Annotated in this window: 17 protein-coding genes and 1 other RNA gene; 8 read left to right on the top strand and 10 right to left on the bottom strand. The window is 38.7% G+C overall.

Annotated elements, in window-relative coordinates; genetic code table 11:
- Positions 1 to 7: 7 nt before the first annotated feature.
- The 3 genes from SP60_RS00370 to ffs form a co-directional block, all read right to left on the bottom strand.
- Complete coding sequence (locus SP60_RS00370) at positions 8 to 331, bottom strand: YbaB/EbfC family nucleoid-associated protein (RefSeq protein ID WP_053950756.1); 324 nt, start codon at positions 329 to 331, stop codon at positions 8 to 10.
- A gap of 14 nt (positions 332 to 345) precedes the next feature.
- Entirely contained in the window at positions 346 to 1,962 is a 1,617-nt protein-coding gene (gene dnaX, locus SP60_RS00365; protein ID WP_053950755.1) for a DNA polymerase III subunit gamma/tau, read from the bottom strand.
- Between the two features lie 28 nt (positions 1,963 to 1,990).
- Positions 1,991 to 2,086, bottom strand: an RNA gene (ffs, locus tag SP60_RS08200) — signal recognition particle sRNA small type.
- A 277-nt stretch (positions 2,087 to 2,363) separates the two neighbouring features.
- On the opposite strand from ffs, the gene SP60_RS00360 reads away from it, so the two are divergent.
- Both SP60_RS00360 and SP60_RS00355 read left to right on the top strand, forming a co-directional pair.
- Complete coding sequence (locus SP60_RS00360; RefSeq protein WP_053950754.1) at positions 2,364 to 2,693, top strand: hypothetical protein; 330 nt, start codon at positions 2,364 to 2,366, stop codon at positions 2,691 to 2,693.
- A gap of 128 nt (positions 2,694 to 2,821) precedes the next feature.
- Complete coding sequence (locus tag SP60_RS00355) at positions 2,822 to 3,442, top strand: LysE family transporter (protein WP_053950753.1); 621 nt, start codon at positions 2,822 to 2,824, stop codon at positions 3,440 to 3,442.
- A 210-nt stretch (positions 3,443 to 3,652) separates the two neighbouring features.
- Here the strand turns inward: SP60_RS00355 and murU are convergent, their stop codons facing one another.
- From murU to SP60_RS00320, 7 genes are read right to left on the bottom strand one after another with little or no spacing between them, the layout of a single operon-like run.
- Positions 3,653 to 4,321, bottom strand: a complete 669-nt coding sequence (murU, locus tag SP60_RS00350) for an N-acetylmuramate alpha-1-phosphate uridylyltransferase MurU (protein WP_053950752.1) — start codon at positions 4,319 to 4,321, stop codon at positions 3,653 to 3,655.
- Positions 4,318 to 5,265 carry an aminoglycoside phosphotransferase family protein gene (locus tag SP60_RS00345; RefSeq protein WP_053950751.1) on the bottom strand — a complete coding sequence of 316 codons (948 nt, stop codon included), beginning with the start codon at positions 5,263 to 5,265 and terminating at the stop codon, positions 4,318 to 4,320. Before SP60_RS00345 ends, murU begins: the two co-directional genes overlap by 4 nt.
- On the bottom strand, positions 5,258 to 6,091 hold the full coding sequence (dat, locus tag SP60_RS00340) for a D-amino-acid transaminase (RefSeq protein WP_144418556.1): 834 nt from the start codon (positions 6,089 to 6,091) through the stop codon (positions 5,258 to 5,260). The genes SP60_RS00345 and dat overlap by 8 nt, the downstream gene beginning before the upstream one ends.
- The gene (locus SP60_RS00335; protein WP_053950750.1) at positions 6,091 to 7,218 is read right to left on the bottom strand and encodes a D-alanyl-D-alanine carboxypeptidase family protein; all 1,128 of its coding nucleotides are present in this window, start codon (positions 7,216 to 7,218) and stop codon (positions 6,091 to 6,093) included. The genes dat and SP60_RS00335 overlap by 1 nt, the downstream gene beginning before the upstream one ends.
- 4 nt (positions 7,219 to 7,222) lie before the next feature.
- Positions 7,223 to 8,218, bottom strand: a complete 996-nt coding sequence (gene mltB / locus SP60_RS00330) for a lytic murein transglycosylase B (protein WP_053950749.1) — start codon at positions 8,216 to 8,218, stop codon at positions 7,223 to 7,225.
- Positions 8,218 to 9,357, bottom strand: coding sequence for a rod shape-determining protein RodA (rodA, locus tag SP60_RS00325; protein ID WP_199401936.1), 1,140 nt, complete (start codon positions 9,355 to 9,357; stop codon positions 8,218 to 8,220). Before rodA ends, mltB begins: the two co-directional genes overlap by 1 nt.
- Complete coding sequence (locus SP60_RS00320; RefSeq protein WP_053950747.1) at positions 9,354 to 9,716, bottom strand: Mth938-like domain-containing protein; 363 nt, start codon at positions 9,714 to 9,716, stop codon at positions 9,354 to 9,356. The genes rodA and SP60_RS00320 overlap by 4 nt, the downstream gene beginning before the upstream one ends.
- Before the next feature lie 89 nt (positions 9,717 to 9,805).
- Here SP60_RS00320 and SP60_RS00315 point away from each other — a divergent pair, with 89 nt between their 5' ends.
- From SP60_RS00315 to lptF, 6 genes are all read left to right on the top strand, one after another.
- Positions 9,806 to 10,258, top strand: coding sequence for a tetratricopeptide repeat protein (locus SP60_RS00315; protein ID WP_053950746.1), 453 nt, complete (start codon positions 9,806 to 9,808; stop codon positions 10,256 to 10,258).
- Positions 10,255 to 11,637 (top strand): glutamate--tRNA ligase, encoded by a 1,383-nt coding sequence (gene gltX / locus SP60_RS00310; RefSeq protein ID WP_053950745.1) that lies wholly within the window; start codon positions 10,255 to 10,257, stop codon positions 11,635 to 11,637. The genes SP60_RS00315 and gltX overlap by 4 nt, the downstream gene beginning before the upstream one ends.
- Positions 11,638 to 11,654: 17 nt before the next feature.
- Positions 11,655 to 14,171 (top strand): [protein-PII] uridylyltransferase, encoded by a 2,517-nt coding sequence (glnD, locus tag SP60_RS00305; protein ID WP_053950744.1) that lies wholly within the window; start codon positions 11,655 to 11,657, stop codon positions 14,169 to 14,171.
- Between the two features lie 94 nt (positions 14,172 to 14,265).
- Entirely contained in the window at positions 14,266 to 14,592 is a 327-nt protein-coding gene (trxA, locus tag SP60_RS00300; RefSeq protein ID WP_053950743.1) for a thioredoxin TrxA, read from the top strand.
- A 109-nt stretch (positions 14,593 to 14,701) separates the two neighbouring features.
- Positions 14,702 to 15,964, top strand: a complete 1,263-nt coding sequence (rho, locus tag SP60_RS00295) for a transcription termination factor Rho (RefSeq protein ID WP_053950742.1) — start codon at positions 14,702 to 14,704, stop codon at positions 15,962 to 15,964.
- A gap of 31 nt (positions 15,965 to 15,995) precedes the next feature.
- Entirely contained in the window at positions 15,996 to 17,147 is a 1,152-nt protein-coding gene (lptF, locus tag SP60_RS00290; RefSeq protein ID WP_053950741.1) for an LPS export ABC transporter permease LptF, read from the top strand.

Below are 17,147 nucleotides of genomic sequence, written 5' to 3'. Positions count from 1 at the left end.
AGTATCCTTAAAATGGTAAATTCATGCCACCAGGTAGCTTCATGCCACCTGTTGCGCCTTTCATTTTTGCCGCTGAAGCGCTAGAGATTTGAGCGGTAGCATCGTTCATTGCCGTTAGGATTAAATCTTCAAGCATGTCTTTGTCATCCATTACCATCTCGTCAATTTTAATATTGGTGGCTAAGTGTTCGCCATTGATGGTAATTTCAACCGCACCAGCCGCTGCCTTTCCAGTTGCACTCAAGGTTTTAATTTCTTCTTGTGCTTTTTGCATATTATCTTGCATTTGCTGGGCTTTTTTCATCATCCCGGCCATTCCACCTTTTAACATGGGCTACTCCTTATTTAGTGTCGTGTAATTTCTTTAATGGATTTAACATCAACTTTTGCATTAAAAGCCTGCTCTAATTGTTGCACCACTTCATCGTTTAAAAATTCGTGTTGAATTTTAGCCAAATAAATTTTATGTGCTTTAGATTCTTTTTGTGCTAAAGTTTCAGAATCTAGTTGATTAAGATTAATCACTAGATTTAGATCTGTGTATTGCACCCTCAAGCTTTCAAGCATACTCTTACGCACATGATCACTTAGCAAATTGGTAAATTGTTCGTCCAGTGTCAGGGTGAGTGTATTGTTTGCTAAAGTGTCAAATAAGGTGTTTTTAACCAACATTTTGGCGCCACCTGTAAACTTAATTGATTGACTAATAGCTTCCCATTCTTGTTGGCTAGCAATGGCTAGGTAGTGGTTAGCTTGAGGTTGTTCTGGTTTTTTAGCGGGTTGTTGTTTTTGAGGTTTTTCAGCTAAAGATTTGTCAGTAGTTTGTGTGCTTGGAGTGGCTTTAGGCGTGATTTTTAGAGTTTTTTTTTCTGTATTTTGCGAACCACTCACGTCGCTATGAAACGCCAGCATGCGTAATAAAGTCATCTCAAAGCCAATTTGCTCACTCGGTGCTAGCGACATATCTCGCGTACCGTTAATCGCCATTTGGTAAAAAATCTGCAAATCTTGATTGCTAATCTGGCTTGCTAGTGTTTTAATATCAGCTGGGTTTTCACCGCCAACAATTTGTACCAGAGAAATTTGATGAAATAACGAACTAAGATCTTTTAAAGCGTTAGTGAGGTTTTCGCCACGATGCGCCAACTCTTTTACAAATTCAATCACCGCTTTAGCATCTTGATTAAACAAATGCTGAGCTAGGCTAATAATATCATCATGATGCACCAGTCCCAGCATGGCTTTAATATCTTTACTGGTAACGCTACCATTGCCATAAGAGATAGACTGATCAAGCAAACTAAGCGCATCACGCATTGAGCCGTTGCCAAATTCAGCTATCTGGCTTAACGCACTTTCTTCATAGCTTAAGCTTTCAGTGTCCATGATAAATTTCAGCTGACCAAGGATTTCATCGTGGGTAAGTTGTGACAATGTAAACTGCAAACAACGAGAAAGCACGGTAACTGGTAGTTTTTGTGGATCTGTGGTAGCGAGCAAAAACTTTACATGCTCAGGTGGCTCTTCAAGCGTTTTTAGTAGCGCGTTAAAGCTACTTTTGGAAAGCATGTGAACCTCGTCAATCAGATAAATTTTGTACCTATTTTTGGTGGGCATGTATTGCGCGTTTTCTAATAGTTCGCGCATGTTGTCGACACCTGTATGCGACGCAGCATCTAGTTCGATCAAATCAATCGATTGACCTCTGTCAATCTCTAAACAAGTAGGGCAAGTGCCACACGGCGTAGAGCTAACGCCCGCCTCACAATTGATCGATTTAGCAAAGATACGCGCAATGGTGGTTTTGCCGACACCGCGCGTACCGGTAAATAAAAAACCATGGTGCAAGTTGTTAGCATCAAGCGCATTAACAAGGGTTTTTTTGGCATGAGTTTGCCCAACTAATTCGCCAAACGTATGCGGGCGGTATTTGCGGGCCAGGACTTGATAATGCTCACTCATGCTCAAAAGGATAATTTAAAAGTGGCAGCACTCAGAATAACATCCAACACCTGAAAAAACTACTACCGTTGCTCCCTTCCGGGCCTGGCGGGGTTTGTAGTCATTCATTGTCGGCGCACCCTAAGCACTACCAAAATTTATTTTACGCGAAATAAATGACTAGGTTTTTGATAAAAAGGATAACACTCCTATTTAATTAAAAGAAAATTTATTTCCAATATTGCATATTTTTTATCATTTTTTTTTTGGTTACAATTTAGCCGATATTATTGAAAATAATAAACAAATAAAGTGATTGAAATTAGTGATAACATCAATCGTTTGATTTACCAAAAGATGTAGAAATTATTGCTAAAGTGTTAGATGTTTGGAAATATGATTTTGTTTGAAAAGGAGAATTTATGAAAAAATTAAAATTAATCACAGCAATATTGGCATTGGCGTTTATTTCAGGATGTACAAGCATGGACAGAATGGTAACAAAGTTTGAACCAATACGTTCTGAGGGAAATTACGAATACTACAAATACAAGGCATTTGCCGACCCTGTATATCCAATAGACAGTGAAGAAGCAGAGCAAACACGATTAGAGTGGCTTAAACAATGGGTGGTTGATAACGGTCACCAAAATACTAAATATGAAATTCTCTCTAGGAAAGTGGTATTAGTCAATAAAGGAATATTCGGGGATCTTTATAACATTTACTATGAAGTAAAAACCGAACGATAAAAAAATAAATAACATAAAAAAATTAAAGGGACATAAAACCTAATTATTTTACCAATAACAATTCGATAAATATTATGAGCAAAAAACTTAGGTCTTTACAGTAATATGGCCTTTTTACTAAAAAAATAATGAATCTCGATACTTGGCTTAGCCTACTCATTGCCTCTTTTTTTATTAGCCTTTCTCCAGGTGCTGGTGCAATTACAACGATTAATCAAAGTATTCGCTATGGTTTTAAAAAATCCATATATACGATTCTGGGATTGCAAGTTGGCTACGGTGTTCAAATTATATTTGTGTCGATAGGTATCGGGTTTCTTGTTACTTCCAATGCGTTTTTATTTACATCGATTAAATGGGTAGGTGTTGTTTATCTTGTGGCATTAGGTGTTCAACAATGGATGAGTGAGCCTAAGCATGTTGATTTGGCGAATAATCAAACCACTAAAAAATTTACTGCTTACAGTCATTTTTTGAAAGCAGGTTTTATTAATTTGTTAAATCTTAAAGCAACGGTATTTTTAATTATATTTATTCCTTTATTTATTCGGCCGGAATTAGAGCAAATAAATCAAATTAGCATTGTAGTTGTCACCTTGCTGATGGTTGATGTGGTGATTATGCTAGGCTATGCAACTTTAGCGAGTTATGTTGGAAAATGGATTGAAAATGATAAGATTAAGTATTTAAATAGAACTACTGGCACAGTGCTGATATTGGTTGGAATATCTATTGGCTATCAACTATAAATTAATAGAGATATGACGCCTATTAATTTTTTAAAAATTTCGGAAATAATGCAAATGGCTTGATGGTGAGCTAAATTTTGGGATTTTCTTGATTTAATCCTGTTTAAAAGAAGCTAAAAACGGCTTATTTAAAGCTTTTTGAAGAATTAAGAATGGTCTTTCTAGAGGTTAGTCAAAATTTAGCAAATTTTTAAAATGACTGGTTTTTCCTTAATTTTTTAGATTATTGGCCAATTCTAAACGCTCAGGCGTGCCCACATCTTGCCAGTAGCCTTGATAATACTCGCCACTCAGCTGGTTGGTAGCAAGCGCTTCTTTGAGTAGCGGGTAAAGTGGGAGCTTACTTTGGGTGTTTGTATGATTTTTGAAAAAATCAGGGTGGTAAACGCCAATACCTGAAAAAGTAAAACTTCTACTGTTTGCTAAGATCACTTGATGATTATTAATGAGTGAGAAATCACCTTTTGGGTTGTGCGCAGGATTGTTAATTAAGAGCAAATGCGCAAGCGAGCCAATCGGTAGTGTTAGTTTGGATAGATCATAATCACACAACACATCAGAGTTGATCACCACAAAAGGTTTGTTGCCTAGCAAGGGTAGGGCTTTGATAATACCGCCAGCGGTTTCTAAGGCATTTTGTGATTCATCGCTATATTGGATACTAACTCCGAAATTTGAGCCATCGCCTAAATACGATTTTATTTGCTCACCCAAATAAGAAATATTGATCACAATATCAGTAATATTAGCTTTTTTAAGGGCGCTAATAGCGTGCTCAATGAGTGCAATGTTTTGAACCTTAATAAGCGGTTTTGGGGTGTTTTCGGTGAGTGGCATCATCCGCTCACCTCGTCCTGCTGCTAGAATCATGCCAATCATAGGATATCCTTGAGAAGGGTAAATTCTGGATATTTATCTGCCATTTGTAGGGCGTATTTTTTAACCAGAGGAATATCGTCCAGATATTGGTGTTTGCCGTCGCGAATAGATAGACGTTTAAAAATACCTAAAATTTTAAGATGGCGCTGTAAACCCATCAGATCAAATTGTTTTTCAAATTCTGCAAAAGGAATTTTAATGTTAGCCTGCTGGTAAAAATAAGTAAGCAGAGTTTGTATTTCAGCTAAGTTTAGCTCGATGTAGGCATCTTTTAATAGTGAGGCTAGATCGTAGGTATTTGAGCCAATAACAGCGTCTTGGAAATCAATGATAGAGATCTTTCCATTGGTGGTCATTAAATTTCGACAGTGGTAATCTCGATGGACAAATACTTGCGAAGCGTTAAGTGAATTTTGCACCAATTGATCAAATAATTGCTTAAGTTGATTTATCAAATTTTGATCAATGTCTTTTGCTAGATACCAATCAATTAAGAGCTGTAGTTCAGCTTTAAGTAAAGACTCGTCGTACGTATTAAGCGCCTGATTTTTGAGCTCTATTGCTTGTATTTTGACAAGCTCGTCAATAGCCAGTTTGTATAAATCTAGTTTGTTGCTAGGGTTTAATGCTTGCAAAAACGTTGTATTGCCAAGATCCTCAATCAGTAAAAAGCCTTGCTCTAGATCTTTGTCGATGATTTTGGGTGCATGAATATTATTATCACGCAGTAGTTGTGCAATCTCTACAAAAAGTTTGGAGTTTTCTTTTGCAGGTGGAGCGTCCATCGCAATAAAGCTAAGGTTGCTGCGCTCAATACGAAAATAACGCCTAAAGCTTGCGTCATCGCTGGCTTTTGAGAGGGTGTAATTAGCATCATCAAAAAATATTTCTAGCCAGTCTTCTAGCTGGTCTAGGCGTCGATCTGTCATGTGCTTATCATGCATTTTTAAGCGCTTGATAATGATCGTAAACGTTTGACCAGTGGCGGCCAATTTTGCCGTTATTAATCTGTTTGGAGTCGATCATGGTAATGGGCATAACCTCACGTGTAGAGCTGGATATCCAAACTTCATCAGCATTAAAAACCTCATCAATGGTTATGATGGATTCTTGAATATTAAGGGCGCAATGGCATGCACTTTCTATGACCAAATCACGGGTAATTCCAGAAAGAATGTGTTTGCCAGTTGGGTGGGTAAATAGGGTGTTATTTCGGATAACAAAGACGTTTGATGTAGCGCCTTCGGTTATGCTTTGGTCACGATGAAGAATAACTTCCTCTACCTGGTGTTGTTTGGCTTGCTGGGCATACATAATATTGGCCAAAAGTGAGGTGGCCTTAATATCGCATCTTTCCCAGCGAAAATCTGGTTGGATGATGGCGTGGTAGCCAGTTTCTAACTCTGACTTTGTTTTTGGCACTAACGGATTTAACTCGATAAATACCGTCGGTGTTAGTTCGCTGAATCGGTGTTTTCTGGCGGTATCTGCACCACGGGTAATTTGCAAATAGATTGATTGATCAGACTCTGGTGCTTGTTCCAGTAGTTGAGTCAAAATACTCTGCCACTTTTCAGTTGAATATGGATTGCTAATTTGGATTGAATCGAGGCTATTTTGTAGGCGAGCTAGGTGCTCATTAAGGCGAAAAACCTTGCCAGCATAAACTGGAATAACTTCATAAACACCATCGCCAAACAAAAAGCCTCTATCCATAACGGAAATAGAGGCTTGATTTTTAGGGATAAATTCGCCGTTAAGAAAGACCATTAAAGCCCAACTTTCTCCAACATACGTGAGAAGAACCCTGCCTGCTCTGCGTCTTCAAGTGCCACTAATGGTACGCTGGCAGTGGTTTTTCCTTCAAACTGAATGAGTAATTTACCAATAGAATCGCCTTTTTTAATCGGTGCTGAGAGTCCGCTATTGAGCTGGATAACTTGGTCAGATAGCTTAAATTGTCCACGTGCTAGTGTGAAGCTGGCTTGGCTGGAAGTGCCTACTTTAAGCGTGTCTTTGGTAGCGCTGGCGATTGGCACTTCTTTGGTGATACCCTTTAGGTGCTGAGTTTCAAAGAAACGAAAACCATAGTCTAGGATTTTTTGTGTTTGTGCAGTTCTAGCCTCTGTACCGGTTGAGCCGAGTACCACTGAAACTAGACGCATACCAACGCGATTGGCGCTAGCAACTAGATTGTAGCCGGCTTTTTTGGTAAAACCAGTTTTAAGCCCGTCAACGGTATGATCACTCCAGAGTAGTTTGTTGCGATTGCGCTGTTTGATGCCGTGATAGGTGAATTCTTTTTGTGAGTACCATGGGTAGAACTGTGGAAAATCACGAATGGTAGCGGCCGCTAAAAGCGCCATATCTGCAGCTGTTGTGTGTTGATCAGCATGAGGTAGGCCTGAGGCGTTTTCAAAGCGTGAGTTGTTCATGCCTAGCTCGCGTGCGTATTCATTCATATAGGTAGCAAATGTACCTTCTGTGCCTGCAATGTGCTCTGCAAGTGCTACGGCAGAGTCGTTACCTGATTGGATTATCATGCCTTTTAAAAGAGTTTCTAGCTTGATATTTTTGCCTACTTCAACAAAACTTTTTGAGCCGCCCGTTTTCCAAGCTTTTTTACTAATGCGCACTTCATCTTCAAGACTAGCACGACCATCGTTAATAAGCTGAAAAACCACATAAGCGGTCATTAGTTTAGTAAGGCTGGCAGGTGCGCGCTTTTCATGAGCGTTGCTACTAGCAAGTGTTTTTCCAGAGTTAAAATCTAGCACTGTATAAGCCGCTGCACTAATGCCTGGCGCTTTAGGAGTGATGAAAATTGCTGCTTGCGTGTTTAGTGCAATGCTTGCAATAGAAAGGATTAGGAGTTTTGATAGGGGTAAAAAGCGCATAATTTTATGGGTTGGTTTGGTTGAATTGTTGCTTTATTTTGCTTGATAATTGAACAGCAGTCATTGCGTATCTATTGTCATGATTATAACGAGTTAATACATAAAAATTCCAAAAAGTCAGCCAGGTTTCTGACTTATGTTCTTGAGGTAGTTTGATAAAAGCAAGTTTGGTTTTGTTGTCGATGTCGTGATCAATGTTAAAGTCTTTACTACGCCAATATTTGGCGGTTTTCTTGGGCTTGTTGGTGCTGGATTTGGCCTGTTTTAATTGGGTATTTGTCAGGGTGATTGGGCGGGCGTAAGCGCCGAAATCATGCCATTGGTGTTTGTCAAAATAATTAGCAATTGAGCCAATTGCATCAGCTGAACTGGAGAATAAGTCAACTTTTCCGTCAAAATCAAAATCTACGGCGTAGTATCGATAAGAGCTGGAAATAAATTGCCCATAACCGAGTGCGCCTGCGTAAGAGCCTTTGATTAAGAGTGGGGCAAGATCATTTTCACGAGACATGAGTAGGAACTCTTCAAGTTCTTTTTTGTAGAATTTTTTGCGACGATGCTTGCCAAAAGACAATCTTGCTAAGGTTTCCAGAGTAGGGTGTTGGCCTTGATTGTGACCGTAGTTGGTTTCAATGCCTAAAATAGCGACAATAATTTCTTGTGGTACATTGTATTTTTTCTCAGCACGCTTTAAAGTCTCAAGGTTGTTGTTCCAAAAATCAACACCGTTTTTTATCCGTGTGTCGGTGATAAACAGTGAACGATATTTATCCCAAGACATGGGTTTTAATTTAGGTTTTTTGGTGACTATTTTTTGAGTTTTTTCGGCAACAATGAGATTAACTTTAGAGAAAATTGCCAGTAACTCAGGCTTACTAAATTGATGCTCTTTCACCATCTTGTTGATAAAGTTGTGTGTCGCTTGAAAGTTTGTTGCGGGCAGCGTTTTGGCAAAAATAGATTGCGAAAAAAGCAAAATAATCAATACAAATATAGGCATTATTGTTGTAAATATCTTGGGGTTTTGTGTTTGCGAATAGACATGATAATGCCAAAGCTAGACATTAGTGTGATCAGCGAAGAGCCACCGTAACTGACGAGTGGAAGAGGTACACCAACGACAGGCAGTAGCCCTGACACCATACCTATGTTGACAAAAATATAGGTAAAGAAAGTAAGCGTAAGGCTGGCGCCTAATAGTTTGGAGAAATTATCCTCTGATTGGAATGAAATTACAAAGGCTCTAAAAATAATCAAACCGTAAAGCATAAATAAAAATAGCACACCAATAAGCCCTAGCTCTTCTGCAACGACGGCAAAAATAAAATCAGTGGTGTGCTCGGGTAGAAAATTAAGTTGAGATTGTGAACCTTGCTCTAGACCTTTTCCAAAAATACCGCCAGAACCAATGGCAATTTTGGATTGCAAGATGTGATAGCCTGAGCCTAGCGGATCTGAGCTTGGATCGATTAAGGTCATGATGCGTTTTTTTTGATACGCCATGAGTAAATAGTTCCAGGCGATGTAGGCGCCAGCAACGATAAACGCACTAATAGCAGCAAAATTAAGCCAATTATTTCGAAGAATTTGGATACGAATACCTGAGAAAAAAAGCACATAAACACCTGAGGCGCCAATGAGTAACGAGGTGCCAAGATCAGGCTGTCTGGCGATTAGCAAAACAATAGCAACAATGGAGATAATCGATAAGAAAATGGATAAAGGTTTTGGTGGTAAGGTTTTGTCACTGAGGATGGAGGCGATAGCAATTGGTACGATAACCTTCATAATTTCAGAAGGCTGAAAGCGTAAAAAGCCAAGATCTAGCCAGCGTTGTGCGCCGCCACTACTTGATCCAAAGAGTAAAACCAAAATGAGTAGAAAAATACCGAATAGCATTAAATAAGGTGAAAATCGCTTTAACAAATAAGGTGGAATTTGCGCAATAACTAACATAGCGCTAATGGCCAGAGAGAAGTGAAAAACTTGTTTGTAAAGGGTGGATAGAGACCCTGCTGAGGCCGAATAAAGCACCATAAGGCCAAAAGCGCTCAAGGCCATAATCAGTAAAAACAAAGGCGTGTCCATCTTAAAGTAATGCCAATAATGGCGCAATTGAGCAATACTTAAAAACCTCATAATAGCAATAGACCAACGTTCCTAACGTCTGATAATAATAGATTGAAACTTCGACAAGCGGATTCGCTGTTCATGCTTTCAGTGCCGATTTGCATTTGTTGTATCTCGACTTGTTGTTTGGCAGATAAAAATTGCGGGGAGGTGCCTGTACCAATAATTAAGAGATCGATATCATCTTGGCTGGATAGGCTAAATAGCGATGTTTTTGTAATAGCTTCAATCGTGTGAATACTGGTTTCAGTGAAAAAATTTCTAGAAATAAAACACGGTGTTTTTAGCTGAGTATGGGCTAGCTGAACACCGCCCGGCTCTACTGATATAACACTGTTTTGATTGTTTTCTTGTTGGCTAAATTCCACTTAAAAAGTAAGGTTTGTTTGCTAATTATTAGCCATTATAACAACAGTCTCGGTGTAAAATTATTGTCTTTTTATATTTGATAAAACTTGTGAACAATTCTAATTCTACAGATATTTATAATGCTGATTTAACCAGCGGTGTTACTGCTTTTGACACCAAAAATTTCACCATGGCGTATCAGCTGTTAGCGCCACTTGCAGCGCAAGGTAATGCCGAGAGTCAATGGCGACTTGGCATGATGCAAATGAATGGCTTGGGTATGGTTGAAAACCAACCTTTGGGGCTGGAAAACTTTATAAAATCTGCAGCTCAAGGCCATGTTTTTGCACACCATATGATTGGTGTTGCTTATATGACGGGCGAGGGTGTGGAAAAAGACATTACTGTGGCTATTGAATGGTTTGAAAAGGCAGCTGAGTTTGGTATTCCTGGCCCTATGTACACCTTGGGTATGCTGTATGAAGACGGTAAAGAAGTCGAGCAAGATCTTGAAAAAGCCCAGCTTTGGTACGATAAAGCGGCAGAAGTTAATACACCATGAAATCAAGATTTGCCCCTTCGCCAACAGGATATTTGCACATAGGCGGTGCCAGAACAGCACTTTTTGCTTGGACTTGGGCTAAAAAGCAAAAAGGCCAGTTTGTACTGCGCATTGAAGATACCGATCGAGAGCGCTCTACGCAAGCTTCGGTTGATGCCATATTAGACGGCATGAGTTGGTTGGGCTTAGAGCACGATGAAGGGCCTTTTTACCAAACAGAACGCTTTGATCGTTATAAAGAAATCATTCAGCAATTGTTAGATGAAGATAACGCCTACTATTGTGAATGCTCAAAAGAGCGCTTGCAAATTCTGCGTGATGAGCTAACTGAAAAAGGCGAAAAAGCAAAGTACGATGGTTGTTGTCGAGACAAGAAATTAAACTCTGGCGTGGTGCGTTTCAAAAATCCTATAGCGGGTTTTGTCACGTTTAAGGATGCGGTTAAAGGCTCTATTTCTATTGGCAATCAAGAGTTAGATGATTTGATTATTGCACGTAGTGATGGCACGCCGACTTATAATTTAACCGTTGTTGTGGATGACCATGATATGGATATTGATACGGTTATTCGAGGTGATGATCATATTAACAATACCCCTAGGCAAATTAACTTATACGAAGCTTTGGGCTGGAGTCTACCAAAATTTGCACATTTACCTATGATTTTGGGTAGCGATGGTGCACGACTTTCCAAGCGTCACGGCGCGGTGAGTGTGATGGCGTATCGGGATGAAGGGTTTTTACCAGAAGCGCTACTTAATTATTTGGTGCGCCTGGGTTGGTCGCACGGTGATCAGGAAGTTTTTTCATTGTCAGAAATTGTAGAATTATTTGAATTAAAAGATATTAATAAAGCGCCAGCGAGCTTTAACCAAGAAAAACTACTTTGGTTAAATCAAGAATATATTAAGTCTGCCAGTGTTGCGCATTTACTTGAAAATTTGGCCTGGCATTTGGACCATCAGTCGGTTGACACCTCGACAGGTCCTGCACTCGAGTCGGTGGTTGCGCATTTGCAAGAGCGTTCAAAAACCCTGGTAGAAATGGTTGACGGCATGAAAATGTTTTATCAAGATTTTGATGAGTTTGATGAAAAATTATCAGCCAAACAATTTAAAGATAGTCAGCCTCTTGAGTTATTGCTCACCAAACTGAGTGCTTTGGATAATTGGGTTGCTGACAATATTAAAGATCAAATTAAGCAAGTATGCACTGAGCTTGATATTGGTTTTGGAAAAATTGGCCAGCCATTTCGCTTGGCGTTAAGTGGCAATGGTAATGCGGGAAATATTGATATTGTGGCGCAGTTAGTTGGCAAGGACCGTACCTTGAAACGACTACAAATGGCACTGGATTATATCGCTCAACATTCTCACTAATCAGTTATCATCTAAGCATGAAATTAGATGATTACAAGGCGCGATATCAAAACTTACAGCGCTCTTTACAAGCAGGGTTTTTAAACTCCACTATTGCTGTCGAAGGGTTTGTGCTTGCAAGGGCAAACGGCGTTGATGAATTATTAAAAGATATTTGGCAGGGGTTTGACATGCCTGCTCAAATATCTTTGGTTGCGGTTGGCGGCTATGGTCGTAGTGAGTTACATTTGTATTCAGATATTGATTTACTGATTTTAATTCCAAACGATTCGCATCAAATTCACCAAGAAAAAATCTCTCAATTTTTAACATTCTTATGGGATGTTGGGCTGGAAGTAGGTCATGCAACCAGAGACATTAAAGATTGTGTTCGCGTCATTGATGACTTAAGTATTGTTACAAATTTACTAGAGGCTCGTTTAATTGTTGGCCTTGAACGTACTTTTGAACAAATGAAGCGTGTGATTAAGACCAGTGACTGGTCATCACAATCTTTTTTCATTGAAAAGCAAAAAGAGCAGCGAGCTAGACACGCTAACTTTTCAAATACCGCCTATAACTTAGAGCCCAATATTAAAGAAAGTCCAGGTGGATTGAGAGATATACAAACAGTTGCTTGGGTAGCCAAATGGTATTTTAGCGTCAATACTTTGTTTGAGTTGGTGGAGACTAAGTATTTGAGCAATGATGAATATGAGCTCTTAAAAACTTCCCAGCTGTTTTTGTGGCGAGTAAGGTTTGCATTGCATATCATTGCTAAGCGTCGAGAAGATCGCTTGGCATTTCAGTATCAAAAGCAAGTGGCAGATATGCTGGGTTATACAGATGGTGATTCAATGGCAGTTGAGTGTTTTATGAAAGACTACTATCAAACTGTCACTAAAGTAGCTCGATTGAATGATATTTTGCTGCAATTACTTGAAGATAAAGTGATTAACACGCAATATTTAAATAGCCAGTTTAGAATTTCATATGGCTATATTCATGCGAATCATGACCAGGTGTTTAGTCAAAATCCTGCTGCGTTTATTGAGGTGTTTTTGCTCATTGCCAAGCATAACTATATTCGCGGCATTAGCGCTGGAACCTTGAGGCAAATGCAAGATGATTTAGATTTAATTGATCAAAATTATTACAAGAAGCGCAATAATAATCGTCTATTTATTGAGCTATTACAGCAAAATCAAGGGGTTAATAAAGCCTTAAAACTCATGAATAGATACGGTGTTCTTGAGCATTATATTCCAGCGTTTGGTAAGATTATAGGGCTCATGCAATATGACTTGTTTCATGCCTTTACCGTTGATCAGCATACGTTGTTTGTGATTCGCAATCTTAGACGTTTTTTTATTAGTGAATTTTCCCACGAGTTTAGTTTGTGTAGTGAAATTTCCAGCCATATTAAGAAGCCAGAGTTACTAATGTTGGCAGGTCTTTTTCATGATATTGCTAAAGGTAGAGGGGGTGATCATGCACAATTAGGCATGCAAGATGCACGGATATTTTGTAAGAGTCATCAGCTTAATACGGCAGATACAAATCTTGTGGTTAGCCTGGTTGAAAAGCATTTACTGATGTCGGTTGTTGCACAAAAACAAGATATTGATGACCCTGTAGTAATTAAAAGCTTTTGTGATGCAGTCGGCTCTTTGGAATTTTTAGAATATCTATATTTATTAACTGTGGCAGATATTCGAGCGACCAAGGATGATTTGTGGAATGATTGGAAGGATGTCTTATTGAGAAAATTATTTAGACATGCTAAGCAATATCTAGACAGTGATACCGAAATTTTATTGAGTGATAGTCAGAGAATTGAAAAAAGCAAACAGGTGTTAATTGAGGCTTGTATTGCTCAAGGCTTTGATATGGAGCGTGTTCAACAAACATTAGAGTGTTTGCCTAAAGATTATTATTTGCGATATGAGCTAGATGACATGCTCTGGCATTTGTCGCTACAATTGAATAGCGACCCATCTTCGACTATTATTAGTTCTAAAATTTCTGAAAGTAATGTGGTTGATATTTTTGTTTTATGTGACGATTTTAAGGGTTTATTTTTTAATTTAGTCAGCGTATTAGAGCGAGTTGGATTGGATATTGTAGATGCCAAAATTTTAACAACTAAAGATGATAGGGCGTATAACACACTTAGTATTTTGCAAGATAAAAGCCTGGAAGGACTGGATTTAAGTCAAGTTATTTCACAAGCTCTGAGCGATCCTAAGGCCAAGGTTACCAAGCTACAATCACATTACTCACATCGCTATTTTGACAACAAAACACACATTAGTTTGAGTGAAGATAAAAAATGGCAGCTGACAAAATTAGAGATCAACACCCTGGACAAGATCGGAGTGCTGTCTAATATTGCTTATGTATTGTATGAAATGAACATTTCACTCATTAATGCTAGAGTTTCAACTATGGGTGAGCGGGTAGAGGATGTATTTTTTATTAGTGATGCTAATCATGGGCCTTTGAATAAATTACAGCAATCTAGTTTAAAGATGGCGCTAGAAGAAAGACTATAAAAGCTTGGATAGCACTGCAAATAGTGATATAATTCTCACATTGCAGCAGTTCTGTTGTATCTTTTTTCATTTCAAAATCATTTAAAAAAAACTTATGAACGATAAAATTTTAGCAGTCACAGACGCCAGCTTTGAAGCGGACGTTATTAATTCATCACAAACCGTATTGGTTGATTTTTGGGCCGAATGGTGTGGACCTTGTAAAGCATTGGCACCGGTATTAGACGAAATAGCCGACGAGTATGATGGCAAAGTAATTATTGCTAAAGTAAATGTAGATGAAAACGACCAAACACCACCAAAATACGGCATTCGAGGCATTCCAACAATGCTTTTGTTTAAAGATGGTGTAGTGGCTGCAACTAAAATGGGTGCTTTGTCAAAGGCTGAGCTCAGTACGTTTATTGACACCAATATTTAATCAACTTAAACCGGCTATTTTTTATCAATAGCCGGTCTACATCAAATCATTTGCAATTTAATTGCAACAATCATCTGGCAAATTCTTGCCAGAACACAATGGAAATTTCATGAAATTATCAGAGTTAAAAAAATCCTCTCCAGAAGAATTATTAGAGCTAGCCCAGTCATTAGGTGCTGAAAATATCTCGCGAGCCAAAAAACAAACCCTTATCTTTATCATTCTAAAGGCAAAAGCCGCTAATAATGAAGAGGTAATTGGTGATGGTGTATTGGATATTTTGCAGGATGGTTACGGATTTTTAAGATCAAGTGATGATTCTTATACTTCGGGTGCAGATGATATTTACATCTCTCCTAATCAAATTAAACGCTTTAACTTGTCAATAGGTGATTTGGTTGCGGGCAAGATTCGAGCACCCAAAAAAGGAGAAAAATACTTTGCTTTGGTGCAAGTGTCAGAAGTTAATGGTGAAAATCCAGAAAATGTTCGAAATCGAGTACCGTTTGCCTCATTAACGCCAATTCATCCAGATCAAAGACTTAGTTTAGAAATTGGTAATGGTGGTACAGAGGATATTACTGCAAGAGTCATTGACTTAATCGCACCGTTTGGAAAAGGTCAAAGAGGGTTGTTAGTTGCGCCGCCAAAAGCAGGTAAGACGATGATTATGCAAAATATCGCCTCTTCAATCTCGCGCAACCATCCAGAGTGTGAGTTGATTGTATTGTTGATTGACGAACGTCCAGAAGAAGTAACTGAAATGGCAAGAACAGTGCGTGGCGAAGTAATTGCCTCCACGTTTGACGAGCCAGCAAAGCGCCATGTTCAGGTGGCCGAAATGGTTATTCAAAAAGCTAAGAGACGTGCAGAGCAAGGTAAAGACGTCATTATTTTATTGGATTCTATTACGCGTCTTGCTAGAGCTTACAATACTGTTGCACCTTCTTCTGGAAAGGTTTTAACTGGTGGTGTGGATGCCAATGCACTACAACGCCCTAAGCGTTTTTTCGGTGCTGCTAGAAATATTGAAAATGGCGGTAGTATTACTATTATTGCAACTGCATTGATCGATACAGGCTCAAAAATGGATGAAGTTATTTATCAAGAATTTAAGGGTACGGGTAATATGGAGCTTCATTTAGAGAAGCGTTTAAGTGAAAAGCGCATCTTCCCAGCTATTAATATTAACGCCTCTGGCACACGCCGTGAAGAGCTAATTACCGATGAAAAAGAATTACAAAAATTGTGGATTTTAAGAAAAATATTACATCCTATGGATACGGTAGAAGCGGCAGAGTTTTTGATAGATCGATTAAAACTAACCAAAACCAATGATGAATTTTTTGCCTCGATGGCACAAAAGAAATAATTATTCACCGCTTTAAGTATACTTAAAGCATATGCACGTATCTTCTGCCATTAAACAGGCGTTTAAATTACAAAATAGCATTCTTGCCAAATACTTAATACGCAATGTATTAATGTTGACGGCCGGCGTGTTTATTGTGATTGGTCTGGTCATTTTTGGCAATCAACTAGTCTTAGTCATTAAAGAAAGTTTGGAAGAGGGTATTCCAATTGCTGACCTATTGCCTTTGGTGAGCTTTAAGATGATTCGAGATGTGCCGTTAATCCTATCTTTGTCTTTATTTTTAGCAATTATTTTGGCGGTCAGTAAATCCTATAAAGACTCTGAAGCCATCGTGATGAACTCTCTAGGTATTGGCGATAAGCATTTAATGGTGTTTATCCAGCCAGTGGTAATGATTATTTTGATCTTTATTTTGTTTTTAACAACAGTTGCTGTTCCGTGGTCAAAACAGCAACGCAGTATGATCATGGATCGTAGTGAAAACGCCTCTGAATTTTCCTTCATTAAAGAGGGTGAGTTTCAAGATTTCAAGGGGGGTGAGCTAGTTTTTTATGCGTCAAAAGTTAAGGAGGTTGAGGGTGAGTCAACTCAAAATATGGAGGAGGTTTTTATCTATACTTTGGCAAACGGTCAGCCGATTATTACGCTAGCAACTCAGGCGCAAAAATACACGGATGCAGAAACAAAAAGCGTTTATTTACGCCTAAAAGATGGCGCTAGATATCATGGATTTCCATCAACCGCCAACAAAAAAATTCTTAATTTTGATCAATATGATTTACAAATTATTGATGGTGAGAAGCGTCATAATGTCAACACCACGATTAAAACTGAATCAAAGCCTACTTTAGAGTTAATATTTTCAAGTAAAGCGGGCGAAATTGCAGAGTGGCAATGGCGACTCTCGCAACCTGTTAGTGTTTTTATATTATCGATTTTTGCTATTATGCTGGGTAAAACCTCGCCACGGGGCGGTAAGAATTTGGGTGTATTAGCAGGCGTTTTGGTATTTATCCTATATAACAATGCTTTATTAATGGCCAAATCAAGCTTAGAGCGAGGCGAGATATCGCCTTTAGTAGGCTTGTGGTGGGTGCATTTATTGGTGTTGCTTATTATTTTTGTGTTTTATGCTTATCGTCACGGTAAATTAAGTCAATTAATCAGCAAACCTTTTTAG

Source organism: Candidatus Thioglobus autotrophicus (assembly GCF_001293165.1).
Lineage (GTDB): Bacteria > Pseudomonadota > Gammaproteobacteria > PS1 > Pseudothioglobaceae > Thioglobus_A > Thioglobus_A autotrophicus.
Note: the sequence above shows the minus strand (reverse complement) of the source record. Positions and strands in the feature narration are given on the sequence as shown.

Bases quoted from the DNA above. Each gene is read 5' to 3' on its own strand.
- SP60_RS00360 (WP_053950754.1), top strand. From the start codon at position 2,364: ATGAAAAAATTAAAATTAATCACAGCAATATTGGCATTGGCGTTTATT.
- lptF (WP_053950741.1), top strand. From the start codon at position 15,996: ATGCACGTATCTTCTGCCATTAAACAGGCGTTTAAATTACAAAATAGC.
- dnaX (WP_053950755.1), bottom strand. From the start codon at position 1,962: ATGAGTGAGCATTATCAAGTCCTGGCCCGCAAATACCGCCCGCATACG.
- murU (WP_053950752.1), bottom strand. From the start codon at position 4,321: ATGATTGGCATGATTCTAGCAGCAGGACGAGGTGAGCGGATGATGCCA.
- glnD (WP_053950744.1), top strand. From the start codon at position 11,655: ATGAAATTAGATGATTACAAGGCGCGATATCAAAACTTACAGCGCTCT.
- SP60_RS00335 (WP_053950750.1), bottom strand. From the start codon at position 7,218: ATGCGCTTTTTACCCCTATCAAAACTCCTAATCCTTTCTATTGCAAGC.
- trxA (WP_053950743.1), top strand. From the start codon at position 14,266: ATGAACGATAAAATTTTAGCAGTCACAGACGCCAGCTTTGAAGCGGAC.
- mltB (WP_053950749.1), bottom strand. From the start codon at position 8,218: ATGCCTATATTTGTATTGATTATTTTGCTTTTTTCGCAATCTATTTTT.
- rodA (WP_199401936.1), bottom strand. From the start codon at position 9,357: ATGAGGTTTTTAAGTATTGCTCAATTGCGCCATTATTGGCATTACTTT.
- rho (WP_053950742.1), top strand. From the start codon at position 14,702: ATGAAATTATCAGAGTTAAAAAAATCCTCTCCAGAAGAATTATTAGAG.
- SP60_RS00370 (WP_053950756.1), bottom strand. From the start codon at position 331: ATGTTAAAAGGTGGAATGGCCGGGATGATGAAAAAAGCCCAGCAAATG.
- dat (WP_144418556.1), bottom strand. From the start codon at position 6,091: ATGGTCTTTCTTAACGGCGAATTTATCCCTAAAAATCAAGCCTCTATT.
- SP60_RS00355 (WP_053950753.1), top strand. From the start codon at position 2,822: ATGAATCTCGATACTTGGCTTAGCCTACTCATTGCCTCTTTTTTTATT.
- gltX (WP_053950745.1), top strand. From the start codon at position 10,255: ATGAAATCAAGATTTGCCCCTTCGCCAACAGGATATTTGCACATAGGC.
- SP60_RS00345 (WP_053950751.1), bottom strand. From the start codon at position 5,265: ATGCATGATAAGCACATGACAGATCGACGCCTAGACCAGCTAGAAGAC.